Here is a 13,364-nt window from a genome sequence, read left to right on the forward strand (position 1 = left end):
CCTAAGCCTCCGCCTTGGCGCGCTCATCGCGCAGGGCGCTGCGGCGGACCTTGCCGGCGTCGTCGCGCAGGCGCTCGAAGGTGACCTCGAGGCTGCGCGGGATCTTGTAGGGGGCGATGCGCTCGGCCAGGAACGCCTTGACCTGGGCCTCGTCCAGCGGCGGGCCGCCGGGCGCCATCTCGAGGATGGCGTGGACGGCCTGGCCCAGGTCCTCGTGCGGCAGGCCGACGACGACGCTGGAGAGCACGCCCGGATAGGCGTCGACCGCGGCTTCGACCTCGGCCGGATAGATGTTGGCGCCGCCAGAGATGATCAGGTCGGTGCGCCGGTCGGCGAGGTAGAGGTAGCCCTCCTCGTCGATGTGGCCCATGTCGCCGAAGGTCTCCCACTCGCCCTTTGCCCGCGGTTCGGCGCCGATGTAGTGGTAGGTCGCGCCACGGCCGCCAGCCGGCAGGAAGAACACCTCGCCCACCTCGCCGGCCGGCGCAGGCGTACCGTCCTCGCGCAGGATGCGGATCTCGCTGCCGGGCAGCAGGCGGCCGACCGAGCCCTTGTGAGTCAGCCACTCACGGCCGCCGATCGAGGTGCCGCCCATGGCCTCGGTGCCGGAATAGACCTCCCAGACCGCGTCGGGGCCTAGCCACTCGATCCACTTCTCCTTGAGCCACACCGGGCAGGCCGAGGCGATGTGGACGATCATCTCCAGGCTGGAAACGTCGGCGGCGGCGCGTTCGGCGTCCGGCAGCCGCCAGATGCGGTGCATCATGGTCGGGACCAGATAGGCCCACTGGACCTTGTGCTCGCCGATCAGGCGCAGGGTCTCGGACGGATCGAAGCGCTTGGTGATCACCAGGTGGCAGCCCCAGCAGAGCGCCATGTAGGCTAGGCCGAACGGGGCGGCGTGATAGAGCGGCCCGGGGATGATCACCGTGTCGCCCGGGTGCATGCCCAGCGAGGGCGCGTCCGGATCGATGATCGAGGTCGCGTGGTCGACGATGACCTTGGGCCGGCCGGTGCTGCCGCCGCTGGCGATCGCCTTGACGTGCTTGGCCGTCAGCTCCGGCAGCGGGTCGGCGGAGGTCGCCTCATTGTGGGTCGCCGCTTCATCCAGGAACTCGACGCCCGCCGCGCGGGTCGCCTCGCCTCCGATGACGACGCGCGGCTGCATCAGCTCGATGATCGCCTTCAGCTCGGGCGCCGGCAGGCGGTAGGAGACCGGTGCCGGCGTCGCGCCCAGGGTCCAGGCGGCGAAGGCCAGCTCCAGGAAGGCCGGACCGTTCGGCAGGGCGATGGCGACGAAGTCCCCTTCCCGCACGCCGTGCGCCGCGAGGCCGCGGGCGCGGCGGTTCACGCGGGCGGCGAACTGCGCCCGGGTCAGGGTCTTGCCCTCGCAGGTGATGGCCGGGGCGTCCGGATCGCGGGCCGCGTGCAGGCCCGGCAGGGTTCCGATCGGCCGCGGGGCCGGCGGCGCGATGGTCGGCGACAGCAGGGTCCGAGGCGTCCTCACGGGGCGCTCCTTTCGGCCGGCTTGGGCGGCCAGGGGATCAGCGAGGAGGTGCGGCGGATGTAGTCGTCGTAGCCCGGCCGCTGGTGGGTCAGGCGCTTCTCGTAGGACGGGCCGCCGCTCCAGCGCGTCAGCAGGAAGATCAGCAGCAGCGGACCAGGCAGCGCCCAGAGGCCGAGCGTGGTCTCGGCGGCGATCAGGTAGAAGCCGACCCAGGTGCAGATGTCGCCGAAATAGTTGGGGTGGCGGGTGTAGCGCCAGAGGCCGTTGGACAGCACCTGGCCGCGGCTGGCCGGATCGGCCTTGAAGCGCTTGAGTTGGGAATCGGCGGTGGTCTCGAAAGCGATGCCGAACAGCGACAGCCCCGCGCCGATCCAGCCGAGCAGGCCGATGCTGGCCGGCTGGGCCGACAGCTGGCCCAGCTGCACCGGCAGACTGACCACCCACAGCAGCGGCGCCTGGAAGGCGAAGACCATCCGCAGCGAGGCGTGGGCGTAGCTCCAGCCTTTGTCGGCCTTGGCGCGGTCCATCATCTTCACATAGCGGCGGTCGGGCCCTTCATGGCGCCAACGGCCGAGGATGTGCAGGCCGAGCCGCAGTCCCCAGAGCAGCGCCAGGCCGGTCAGCAGATAACGGCGTGAGTCAGCGCCCTGCCCGCCGGTCTGCAGGAAGCTGGCGAGCGCCATGCTGGCCAGGCCCAGGCCCCAGCAGGCGTCGACGAAGGTGACGTCCTTGATCGCCGACCCGATCATCCAGAGGATCAGGAAGCCGGCCACCAGCAGGCCGAAATTGACCGCGAGCAAGGTCACGATCTGTGAGAGTTCAGGCATGGTCGTTCCCCCTAACGGCCGGTCGAAATTTCAGTCGCCTTGAGCATCTTGGCCATCTGGCGCTCGAGGCCCTTCGGATCGCGGGCCTGGGCCGCGCGCGTCTCGATGGCCATGCGGTCGGTGTCGACCTCATCCTGGCCGCGCTCGATGGCCTTGATGCCGGCCTTGGCGATCACCGAGGGCGGCTCCTTGGCGCCCTTCACGTGCTCGGCCATGCGGGTGTCGACCGAGCCGACGATCAGCGCCGAGACGGTCGTGCCCTGGTCGGCCAGTTCGGCGCGGATGCACTGGGTGGCGGCGCGCATGGCGAACTTCGAGGGGCTGTAGCCGCCCATGTTCGGGGCCGCCAGGATGCCGCCGACCGACAGCACGTTGATGATTCCGCCGCCGCCGTGCCTGGCCAGCGCCGGCGCAAAGGCGCGGCACATGGCGACGGGGCCGAAGTAGTTGACCTCCATCTCCTCGCGCGCGCCGGCCAGGGTGTCGGAGCCGATCAGCAGGCCGTGGGTGAAGGCCCCGGCGTTGTTGACGATCAACGAGACGTCGGGCCGCGCCGCGGCGATGGCGGCGATCTGGTCGGGCTGGCTGACGTCGAGCTGGACGGCGGTGACCTTGCCGGGAAACTCGGCCTCCAGGTGAGCGGCCGAGGCCGCATCGCGGGAGGCCGCGTAGACATGGGCCGCGCCGGCGGCGACCAGCTCGCGCACGAACGCCTCGCCGATGCCGCGGTTGGCCCCAGTGACCAGGGCGACGGAATCCTTGACCTGCATGACGACCTCCAGGCCCGGACCGCGCCGTCTCGGCGTCGGCGCCGTCGGCCCGCTCCTCCCGCTTCGTTATTAGTCTTTATATGAAAGCTACACGAACGATGGCGCCGTGCAAGGGGCGTCTCAAGCTCCCCTTCTCCCACGAGGGGAGAAGGATGCTGCCTAGCGATCCACGTGCGCGGTCCAGGGGGCGGCGGGGTCGCGGTGGTCGGTGCTGAACCAGCGGGGGAAGCCGTGCAGGGTCTGGCCGCCGTCGACCAGCAGGCTGGTTCCGGTGACGTAGCCGGACGCCGGGCTGCACAGGAAGGCCGCGGCCTGTGCCACCTCCTCCGGGCGGCCGGCGCGGCCGAGCGGCGTGGCCTTGGCCAGGGTTTCGGGCACGCCCGGCTCGGCCAGCAGGCTCTCGGTCATCGGGGTCTCGATGACGCCGGGCAGCACCGCGTTGACCCGGATTCCATAGGCGCCGAGCTCAGAGGCCAGGATCTTGGCCAGCATCACCAGCCCGGCCTTAGACGCGCAGTAGGCCGAGAGCAGATCGGTCGGAAACACCGCTCCGGACGAGGCGTTGAGAACGATCGCCCCGCCGCCCTGGCGCATCCGCCGTGCGGCCGCCTGGGCGACCAGGAACGTGCCGTCGAGATTGATCGCGGTGTGGCGCTTCCACTCCTTGGCCTCGATCTCCAGGACCGGGCGGTAGCGGCCGTAGCCGGCGTTGGCGAAGCAGAAGTCGAGCCGGCCGCCCGTGAAGCCGTCCACCTGCTCGAACACCGCGGCGATGCTGTCCGGATCCCCCTGGTCATAACCGGCGATCTCGACGGCGAGTCCCTCCCCGCGCCAGGTCTCGGCCAGGCCGCCGAGATCCTCCAACCGGCGGTCGAGCGCCACGACCTTCGCCCCGCGCTGCGCAAACAGCCGCACCGCCGCCGCGCCCATGCCGCCGGCCGCGCCGGTGACCACCCCCGTCCGGCTCTCGAAATCCCGCATGCCGGCCTCCCTATGACTTGCATTTAAGAACCGACACCTTAGGCTCGCCGGCAAGATCACGAAAGAGACGGTTGGAGGAAGCCATGGCGATCTATCTTCTGGGCGGTCATCAGAGCGACTTCGCCCGCGCCTGGTCGCGCGAGGGCCTCGACCTGTCGGACATCCTGCGCGACGGGATTCTGGGGGCGCTGGACGCCTGCAAGCTCGACGCCTCCGACATCGACGCCGTCCACGTGGGCAACGCCTTCGGCGAGCTCTATCGCGGCCAGGGCCACCTGGCGGCGATGGTCGCCCAGGTGGTTCCCGAACTGCACGGCGTGCCGGCCATGCGCCACGAGGCGGCCTGCGCCTCGGCCTCCATCGCCGTGCTGACCGCGACCGCCGAGATCGAGGCCGGGCGCTATGACTGCGTGCTGATCGTCGGCGCAGAGGAAGAGAAGAACCTGCCCGGCGACGAGGCCTCCAAGGTCCAGAACGCCGCCTCCTGGCAGGGCCGCGAGGGCATCGACTGCCGCTTCATGTGGCCGGCCGTGTTCGGCCGTCTCTCCCAGGAATACGGCGAGCGCTACGGCCTGGACCGGCGGCACCTGAACCGCATCGCCGAGATCAACCTGACCAACGCCAAGCGCAATCCGCTGTCGCAGACCCGCAAGTGGGCGTTCACGCCTGAGAACTTCACCGACGACGACACCGCCAACCCGATCATCGAGCCGGGCACCCGGCGCATGGACTGCGGCCAGATCACCGACGGGACCAGCGCCATCGTGCTGTGCTCCGACCGCTTCATGGAGCGCTACGCCGCGCGCCGCGGGGTGAAGGCGTCCGACTTCCCGCAGATCCTCGGCTGGGGCCACACCAACGCCGGCATCCGGTTCCTCGACAAGATCGAGCGCTCGAAGGGCCAGGACTACATCTTCCCGCACGTGCGCAAGGCGATCACCGACGCCTGGGGCCGGGCCGGCATCGCCGGGCCGCAGGATCTGTCGGGCGTCGAGACCCACGACTGCTTCACTTCGACCGAGTACATGGCCATCGACCACCTGGGCCTGACCGCGCCCGGGCAGTCCTGGCAGGCGGTGGAGAGCGGCCTGATCGAGCTGGGCGGCAAGTGTCCGGTCAACGCCTCGGGCGGGCTGATCGGCGTCGGCCACCCGGTCGGCGCGACCGGCGCGCGGATGCTGCTGGACGCCGGCCGCCAAGTCACCGGCACGGCCGGCGACTACCAGGTCGAGGGCGCGCGCACCTACCAGACGCTGAACATCGGCGGCTCGCTGGGGACGGTGGTCAGCTTTGTGGTCGGCCGGGCCGGGTAACGTCAGTTCCTCCCCCCCTGGGGGAGGTGGCGCGCTGAGCGCGACGGAGGGGGACTGGTGAGTCAGCAAGCCCCCTCAGTCAGCCGTGGGCTGACAGCTCCCCCACCGGGGAAGCAATTTGGATCTTAGTCCCGCCACAGGCCTGGCGGGGCGGCGACGACCTCGGGGATGGCGGACATGACCATGCCCGCGACGGCGTACTGCTCGGGCTTGGTGCGCACGCCCGGGTCTGCCGCTTCGGTGAGGTCCATCGAGAGACGCACGCCCGGCAGGCCGCTCAGCTCGATCTCCCAGTGCGGTTTGCCGGCGAAGGCGGGCAGGCTCATGTCCATCACCCAGTTGACCGCGTGGCTGATGCGGCGGACGCCGCCCACGAGGCCGTGCACGCGCCAGGTGGTCGCCGCGACCGTGCCGGCCCGCACAACGCCGGCGCGGACGTCGACGTCGTGGTCGGCCAAGGTGACGGCATGGTCCGCCTCGATCGCGTCGAGGTCGATCTCCAGCTTCTCGGCCAAGGCCGCGACCGACTGGGCGTACATGTCGGTGAAGGTGCGGGCGAGCGGCCCCTCCTTGAGGTCGAGGCCAGCGGGATCGGAGCCCATGCCGAGCGCCCCGAACACATAGGCGGCGTTGGGGATGCCCGAGCAGTCGATGACTTCGGTCGTGGCGACGCGGTCGAGGCGGAGCGAGATCCCGGCCACCGCCGCGGCGACCTTCTCCGCCGCCCAGCCGGGATTGACGCCGACGCCGGCCAGGGTCGCCCCGCCCTTGCGCGCGCTGGCTTCCAGGTCCTGCGCGTAGGCCGCGCCGAGCGCCCCAGGATGGAAATAGTTGTTGATCGAGATGACGTTCTTGCCGCTCTCCAGCAGCCGCTTCACGTCGGCGTCGTGGCCGTCGTAGGGGCTGGCCAGCATCGGGCAGTGCAGCACCACGTCGGCGTCGAGCGCGAGAATGTCGTCGATCGAGCTGGTCGCCAGCACGCCCGTCGCCGGCCGCCGCGCAATCTCGCCGGCGTCCACGCCGGCCTTGGCGGGATTGTAGACGAACAGGCCGACGAGCTCGCAATCCGGCGAATCCAGCACTGCCCGCAGGCAGGTCTTCCCCATCGATCCGGTCGCCCATTGGACGACCCTGGTCTTGCGCGTCATGCGCCCTCCCGTCTCGCTTTCCGTTAGCTTGCATTCCTAGACTTATCGTGGCAAGCCGGAGCCTGGCCAGACGCCCGATCAAGGGCGCGGCCGGGAGGAAACACGTGGACGCCTGGATCTACGACGCCGTCAGGACCCCGCGCGGCAAGGCCCGCCCCGACGGATCGCTGGCCGCCAACAAGCCGCAGGAACTGGTCGGGACGCTGGTGGACGCGTTGGAGGTTCGTGGCCAGGACCCGCGCGCGAGCCAGGCGATGGTGCTGGGCTGCGTCGGCCAGATCGGCGACCAGGGCGGCAACATCGCGCTGGTGTCCAAGCTGCATTCCGGCGTCGCCGAGGACGCCTACGCCTTCACGCTCAACAACTACTGCGTCTCGGGCCTGACCGCGATCGGCCATGCCGCGACCATGGTGGCGGGCGGCGCGATCGACCGCGCCCTGGCCGGCGGGGTCGAGATGATGTCGCGCGTGCCGTTCATGGGCGACAACGCCGGCTACTACACCGACGCCAGCTTCCCGAAGCGCTCGCGCTACATCCCCGTGGTCGTCGCCGCCGACCGGCTGGCGCAGGCTGAAGGCGTCAGCCGCGCGGAGTTGGACGCCGTCGCCCTGACGTCGCAGCTCCGCACCGGCCAGGCCGAGGTGAGCCCTACCTTGATCGCCTCGCGCATCGCCATCGGTGCGGCAGCGGCAGAAGAGTGCGCTCGGCCGCAGACCACCGCTGAATCGCTGGCCGCCATGCCGGCCGCCTTCGCGCCTCTGGCGGCGACCTATGCGCAGGCGCTGGAAGGCCCGATCGACCACCGCCACACCATCGCCCACGCCCCGCCGGTCTGCGACGGGGCGGGCCTGGCCGTTGTCGGCGGCGCGCCGAGCGGCGGCCGCAAGGCCCGCGCCCGGATCCTCGCCTACGCCGAGTCCGGCGGCGATCCGCGGGCCTCGCTGCTGGCCGGCTTCTCGGCCATGGACAAGGCGTTGGCCCGCGCTGGCCTGACCCTGGCCGACATGGACCGCGTCGAATTCATGGAAGCCTTCGCGGTCACCATCGCCAAGTTCCTGCGCGACCGGCCGGCCGACCCGGCCAAGGTCAATGTCGGCGGCGGCCACCTGGCCAAGGGGCACCCGATGGGGGCGACAGGCGCGATCCTGCTGTCCTCGCTGCTGGACGCGCTGGACGCCGCCGACGGGCGGCTCGGCCTCGTCGTCGCCACTGGCGCGGCCGGGGTCGGCGCGGCCATGGTGGTCGAACGCCTCGCCTGATCGGAGCCGACGATGATCCTCGTTCCCGCCGACCACATCGCCGCGTACCGCGCCAAGGGCTGGTGGGGCGACACCACCATGGTCGACCTGCTGGACCGGCACGTGGCCGAGCGGCCGAACGACGACGCGCTGATCGATCCGCCGAACACGCAGGCCGTCATCGGGCGCGATCCGCGCGCGCTGACCTGGCGCGAACTGGGCGGTGAGGTCGATCGGCTGGCCGCCGTGCTGCACGCTGCAGGCCTGGCCAAGGACGACGTGCTGCTGGTCCAGCTGCCCAATGTGGTCGAGTTGACCCTCGCCTATCTGGCGGCGTTCCGACTTGGCGTCATCGTCACGCCCGCGCCGGTGCAGTATCGCGAGAACGAGCTCTCCAGCATCGTGCGCCGCACCGGCGCCAAGGCGGCGATCACCGGCGCCATGATCGGCGGTCACGACCATGTGGCGCAGCTACGCGGCCTGCCGCTCGAGACGATCTTCAGCGTCGGCGCGGCCGGGGGCGCCGTGGACCTGGGCGCGGCGATGAGCGCGGCGGCACCCGACCAGCTGGCCGCGGCGAGGCGCGCTGCAGAAGCCGCGGCCGTCACCGCCGACGACGTGGCGACGATCTGCTGGACCTCCGGCACCGAGGCCGAGCCCAAGGGCGTGCCGCGCAGCCACAACGAATGGCTGATCATGGCCCAGGGCGTGGTCGCCGCGGGCCGGCTGTCGAGCGGCGCGCGGATGCTGAACCCGTTCCCGATGGTCAATATGGGCGGCGTCTCGACGGCGCTGGCCGGCTGGCTGCTGATCGGCGGGACGCTGATCCAGCACCATCCGTTCGACGTGGCGGTGATGCTGCAGCAGATGCGCGATCACGCCATCGACTACACCGTCGCCCCGCCGGCGGTGCTGAACCTGCTGGCCCACGATCACAAGCTGCTGGAGGGTGTCGACTTCGGCCGGCTGCGGGCTATCGGTTCCGGCTCGGCGCCGTTGTCGGAGACGATGATCCGCGCCTTCCACGACCGCTATGGCGTCGAGATCGTCAACTATTTCGGCTCCAACGAGGGCATGTCGCTGTGCGGCACGGCCGACGACATTCCCGGGCATGGCGAGCGGGCGACCTACTTCCCGCGAGTCGGCGCGCCGGGCTTCGACTGGGCCTATCCGCTCAACGACCGCTTCTTCAGCCGCCTGGTCGATCCCGACACCGAGGAAGAGATCAGCGAACCCGGCCGCCCGGGCGAGATGCGGATCAAGGGGCCGACCGTGTTCGCCGGCTATTGGCGCGCGCCGGAGCTGACCGCCAAGGCGTTCGACGCCCAGGGCTGGTTCCGCACTGGGGACCTGTTCGAGATCGCCGGCGACCGGGCGCAGTACTACCGCTTCGTCGGGCGACTGAAGGACATCATCATCCGCGGCGGGGTGAACATCTCGTCCGAGGAGCTTGAGGGCCACCTGATGGCGCACCCGGAAATCGCCGAGGCCGCGGTGGTCGGCGTGCCCGACGAGCGGCTGGGCGAGCGGGTCTGCGCCTTCGTGACGCCTCGACCGGGCAAGACCGTGGACCGCGAGGCGATCAACGCCTTCCTGACCGGCGAGCGCAAGGTCGCGGTGTTCAAGCAGATCGAGCGGCTAGAGATCCTGCCTGGCCTGCCCCGCAATCCGGTCGGCAAGGTTCTGAAGCGCGAGTTGCGGGCGGCGCTGGCCTAGCGCCCCGTTTCATCCGGGTTTGCGAAGCAAGACCGGGACGCATGAACACCGGATACGCGGGCGGCGTCACGGCCGCGCCACGCCTGGCTATGCTTGCGCGAATGGGTGCCGGACAGGCGCTGCGCGCTTTCCGGGATGACACGCATAGAAATGTCCCTGGCGATGCGGCTGACCCATTGCCCCGCTCTGCGCACCCCATTAGTATCATTTCGCAAGTAACAAGTCGGGAGGACGAACTGATGGCTGCGGCGGACAAACCTCGCCTGGATTTCGATGGGCTGCGCCCGCCGAGCCCGTTCCTGACCGAGAAGCACGATGCCTGGCGTCAGCAGCTGCGGACCTTCATCGAGGCGGAGATCAATCCGAACCTCGACGCCTGGGACGCGGCCGCGACCTTCCCTGACGAGCTCTATGTGAAGGCCGCCAAGGCCGGCGTGCTGGGCATGGGCTTTTCGGAAAAGCTGGGCGGCACCGGCGAGGACATCGACCTCTATCACCGCATCATCTTCGCCGAGGAGTTCTTCCGGGCCGGGTCCGGCGTGGTGTTCGCCGATCTCGCGACCCACTGGATCGCCCTGCCCCCGATCATCGCCTTCGGCCCCGAGGAGATGCGCGAGCGCGTGGCCAAGCCGATCCTGCGCGGCGAAAAGAAGATCGCCTTTGCAGTCACCGAGCCCTCGGGCGGCTCGGACGTCGGAGCCTTCCAGACAACGGCCGAAAAGCGCGGCGACAGCTACATCGTCAACGGCGGGAAGACGCTGATCTCAGGCGCCACCCGCGCCGACTTCCTGCTGACCGCGGTCCGCACCGGCGGTCCCGGCGTCGGCGGCCTGTCGCTGCTGATGATCGAGGCCGATCGCCCCGGCGTCTCCAGCGCCCCAGTCAAGGGCCTCGGCTGGTACAACGGCAACAACGGGACCCTGACCTTCGACAATGTCGAGGTGCCGGCCGCCAACCTGATCGGGGTTGAGAACCGCGGCTTCGCGGGCCTGGCCAACCAGTTCAACATCGAGCGCTTCAGCGGCATCGCCGCCACCCTGGCCATGGCTCGCACGGCCATCGCGGAGGCCATCGACTGGTCGCGCCAGCGTCATACCTTCGGCCAGCGGTTGATCGACCACCAGGCCATCCGTCACAAGATCGTCGAGATGATCCAGCGGGTGAACGCCTGCTACGCCTTTCTCGACATCCTGGTCTGGCGCTTCCAGCGCGGCGAGACGCCGGTGGCCGAGCTGGCGATGATGAAGGTCCAGGCGACGACGACCCTGGAGTTCGTGGCCCGCGAGAGCCTGCAGGTTCTTGGCGGCCGCGCGTACACCGGCGACAACCGCGTCGAGCGCATCTATCGCGAAGCGCGCATCTTCGTGATCGGCGGCGGCTCGGAAGAGATCCTGCGCGACCTGGCCGGGCGTCAGCTCGGGTTCTGAGGCGTAGCTGGCGCCGCCGCGCTACGCGCGGCGGCGGCCTGCCCCGGCCTCAGGTCAGGCGCGAAGCGGCGCCGCCGTCGTCTTCCCAAACGGCCACTGGATTGGCAGGTCGGAGGGGAACAGGCGGCGGGCTTGGAGTGGCCTCCGGCATCTGGTTCTGTTGCGAAATCCAGCGCCGGTTTGCTGACGAGTCGCCCGCCGCCCCGCCCGGAAGGAGCTTCAACCGCTTCATGGCGACACCTAGGCCCGCAGAGGGCTCTCTGCTTCGGAAGCATTGTGCGCTTGGACCAGCCGGTCCCATTCCGCAGAGCTCGATACGATCTGATGGCGCCCGATGTCCGGCAGCGACGAGCGCTTCCGCTCCAGCAGTCCCTTCTTGATCCAGAGGCTATCGAACCCCCTCGCTTCCACCGACGACCCCATCAGACGGCCCGCCATATTGACCGCTGCTCGGTCGTTCTCCGCGTGACACAGGTACCGTCGCGCGGGCGTGCTCTCGCCAAGATGGATCTGGATGGCCCAGTATCCGGGCGCGTCCGCAATCTGATTTCGTTCTGATAAAATGCTCATGATTGAGCTTTCATGATCCCGCCCGGAGCCACGCTGCGCGCATCTATCCGAGCGAAGGCGCCGAATTCGCGCTTTCGATCACTATCAATATATCACAACCCGAAATATTGGGCGATTTTATTTACCGATCACGAAGACGATTATTCTAATTCTCCTAGAAAATTGCGTCGCGGCACCCCAAATGCGAAGGACCGCCTTGCTTGCGAGGAAGGCGCGCGACGGGGGGCGATCGAACTGATGGAGGCCCAGATGGCCGTCGAAAACACCGATCTCGAGCGCCGTGTCCTGGCGCATGAACAAATCCTACAAGCACTGATGGCTCAGATCGCCGAAGGCCGGCCAGACTTCTTGGACGCAATGCGCCAGCGCTTCGCCAGCGCGCGGCGAGGCGCGTACGAGTACGACTACGTCGAGACAGCCGACTATGCGGAAGCCTTTATTCGGGAGGTGATGCGGCTGATGCGTGTTCGCGGAAGCGCTGCCCCTCAGCCCGCCCCGCCTTCGACAGTCGCGCACAGAGCCATGCGCGCAGATGCCCGCCCCTCGCCCGTCATCATCCGCAGCAACCTTGCCCATGGGGTGTGGCACGTCACCTGCGATGACGTCTTCCTCGGCGACTACCTCTCGGAAGACGCCGCTCAAGCCGCGACCGACCAGGCCGCAGCCGATCTCAGGCGGACGGGGCGCTCGGCGGAGATCGTTTTCGGACCGCGTTGAGCTTGAGGATCGCCGATCCGGTCGTGCGCGCAGCCCCGGCCGCGTGGAGGGTCATTCCGCAGATTGCGGGCAAGCCGTGAATTGCTTTCAAAAATGGACTTTTTGACATCCGCCTCACGCCCGCGGCGCGCTTTTGACGGCCAATCCCAACTGGACAGGGGGGTTGTGCGGCTATACGCCTGGGTGCAGGAGACCCATGGCCCGCACCCGCAAGATCGTCAAAAACTCCGTCCACCGAGCGCTGAACACGATCGGCGACCGCTGGAGTCAGCTGATCATCCAGGAGGCGTTCCGCGGGGCGACACGCTATGAGGAGTTCCGCGCGCGCACCGGCGCGCCGCGGAACACCCTGTCGAACCGCCTGCGAGGCCTGGTCGCCAGCGGCATCTTCGAGCAGCGCGCCCATCGCGAGGGCGCGGCGCGCCAGTCCTATCACCTGACGCCGATGGGCCTGGACCTGTTCGACTCGGTGCTGATCGCCTGGTGCTGGGGCATCCGCTGGGACGCCACCGCGCCCAACGGCCCGGCCGGGCTGGTTCACACCGAGTGCGGCAAGTCGATGCTGCCGATGATGGTCTGCCGCCACTGCGGCGGCGACATCTCGCTGCACACCTGCAGCCACCATCCGGGTCCGGGCGCGGGCTACGAAGAGGTCGAGATCGCCCGCCTGCACCGTCGCCGCCAGTCCGGCGCGGAGGACGCCCCCCGGCAGGCGGCCGACGTGGTCGACATGACCGGCGACCGCTGGACGGGCCTGGTCATCTCGACCCAGTACTTCGGCATCCACCGCTTCGACGACATCCAGTCGATGCTGGACATCGCCACCAACATCCTGACCGACCGCCTGCGCGTTCTGGTGGCCAACGGCGTGTTCGAGCGGCGGCTCTACGAGATGTCGCCGCCGCGCTACGAATACTGGCTGACCAAGAAGGGCAAGGACCTCTATCCGCACGCCCTGGCCCTGCTGATCTGGGCTGACAAGTGGTTGCTCGAGGACGACCAGCCGCCGGTCATCGTCACCCACAACCAGTGCGGCCACCCGGTCGACAGCGTGGTGATCTGCAGCGAGTGCCGCCACCCCCTCACCCCCGAAACGGTGACCGAGCGGCGAACCAAGGAGCGCAAGGTGAGCGCCGCCTAGAATCCTCCG

The 13,364-nt window shown here is 69.3% G+C and carries 12 protein-coding genes; 6 read left to right on the plus strand and 6 right to left on the minus strand.

The features are described 5' to 3' along the window. Nucleotide 1 precedes the first annotated feature (1 nt). From ACSQ2H_RS13395 to ACSQ2H_RS13410, 4 genes are all read right to left on the minus strand, one after another. On the minus strand, nt 2-1,507 hold the full coding sequence (locus ACSQ2H_RS13395; protein WP_436061885.1) for an AMP-binding protein: 1,506 nt from the start codon (nt 1,505-1,507) through the stop codon (nt 2-4). Further along, nucleotides 1,504-2,334 (minus strand): DUF1295 domain-containing protein, encoded by an 831-nt coding sequence (locus ACSQ2H_RS13400; RefSeq protein ID WP_436061886.1) that lies wholly within the window; start codon nt 2,332-2,334, stop codon nt 1,504-1,506. The genes ACSQ2H_RS13395 and ACSQ2H_RS13400 overlap by 4 nt, the downstream gene beginning before the upstream one ends. Before the next feature lie 11 nt (nt 2,335-2,345). Further along, nucleotides 2,346-3,104: an SDR family oxidoreductase gene (locus ACSQ2H_RS13405; RefSeq protein ID WP_436061887.1), complete on the minus strand. Its 759-nt coding sequence runs from the start codon at nt 3,102-3,104 to the stop codon at nt 2,346-2,348. Between the two features lie 159 nt (nt 3,105-3,263). Next, complete coding sequence (locus tag ACSQ2H_RS13410) at nt 3,264-4,085, minus strand: SDR family NAD(P)-dependent oxidoreductase (protein WP_436061888.1); 822 nt, start codon at nt 4,083-4,085, stop codon at nt 3,264-3,266. Between the two features lie 83 nt (nt 4,086-4,168). On the opposite strand from ACSQ2H_RS13410, the gene ACSQ2H_RS13415 reads away from it, so the two are divergent. Further along, nucleotides 4,169-5,398, plus strand: a complete 1,230-nt coding sequence (locus tag ACSQ2H_RS13415) for an acetyl-CoA acetyltransferase (RefSeq protein WP_436061889.1) — start codon at nt 4,169-4,171, stop codon at nt 5,396-5,398. Between the two features lie 125 nt (nt 5,399-5,523). On the opposite strand, the gene ACSQ2H_RS13420 is transcribed toward ACSQ2H_RS13415, so the two are convergent. Continuing rightward, nucleotides 5,524-6,546: an NAD(P)H-dependent amine dehydrogenase family protein gene (locus ACSQ2H_RS13420; protein WP_436061890.1), complete on the minus strand. Its 1,023-nt coding sequence runs from the start codon at nt 6,544-6,546 to the stop codon at nt 5,524-5,526. Between the two features lie 104 nt (nt 6,547-6,650). On the opposite strand from ACSQ2H_RS13420, the gene ACSQ2H_RS13425 reads away from it, so the two are divergent. The 3 genes from ACSQ2H_RS13425 to ACSQ2H_RS13435 all read left to right on the plus strand — a co-directional run bounded on the left by ACSQ2H_RS13425 (nt 6,651) and on the right by ACSQ2H_RS13435 (nt 10,927). Further along, the gene (locus tag ACSQ2H_RS13425; RefSeq protein ID WP_436061891.1) at nt 6,651-7,805 is read left to right on the plus strand and encodes an acyl-CoA thiolase; all 1,155 of its coding nucleotides are present in this window, start codon (nt 6,651-6,653) and stop codon (nt 7,803-7,805) included. Between the two features lie 12 nt (nt 7,806-7,817). Next, complete coding sequence (locus ACSQ2H_RS13430) at nt 7,818-9,500, plus strand: class I adenylate-forming enzyme family protein (RefSeq protein ID WP_436061892.1); 1,683 nt, start codon at nt 7,818-7,820, stop codon at nt 9,498-9,500. A gap of 239 nt (nt 9,501-9,739) precedes the next feature. After that, complete coding sequence (locus tag ACSQ2H_RS13435; protein WP_436061893.1) at nt 9,740-10,927, plus strand: acyl-CoA dehydrogenase family protein; 1,188 nt, start codon at nt 9,740-9,742, stop codon at nt 10,925-10,927. 240 nt (nt 10,928-11,167) lie between these two features. Here the strand turns inward: ACSQ2H_RS13435 and ACSQ2H_RS13440 are convergent, their stop codons facing one another. Further along, nucleotides 11,168-11,497, minus strand: coding sequence for a hypothetical protein (locus ACSQ2H_RS13440; RefSeq protein WP_436061894.1), 330 nt, complete (start codon nt 11,495-11,497; stop codon nt 11,168-11,170). Nucleotides 11,498-11,509: 12 nt separating this feature from the next. On the opposite strand from ACSQ2H_RS13440, the gene ACSQ2H_RS13445 reads away from it, so the two are divergent. Further along, nucleotides 11,510-12,214: a hypothetical protein gene (locus tag ACSQ2H_RS13445; RefSeq protein WP_436061895.1), complete on the plus strand. Its 705-nt coding sequence runs from the start codon at nt 11,510-11,512 to the stop codon at nt 12,212-12,214. A gap of 196 nt (nt 12,215-12,410) precedes the next feature. Next, a complete protein-coding gene (locus tag ACSQ2H_RS13450) occupies nt 12,411-13,355 on the plus strand; it encodes a winged helix-turn-helix transcriptional regulator (RefSeq protein ID WP_183769525.1) in 945 nt (314 codons plus the stop codon). The last annotated feature ends 9 nt before the right edge of the window (nt 13,356-13,364 follow it).

The sequence above is a fragment of the Phenylobacterium sp. LjRoot97 genome, assembly GCF_964254345.1.
GTDB lineage: Bacteria > Pseudomonadota > Alphaproteobacteria > Caulobacterales > Caulobacteraceae > Phenylobacterium.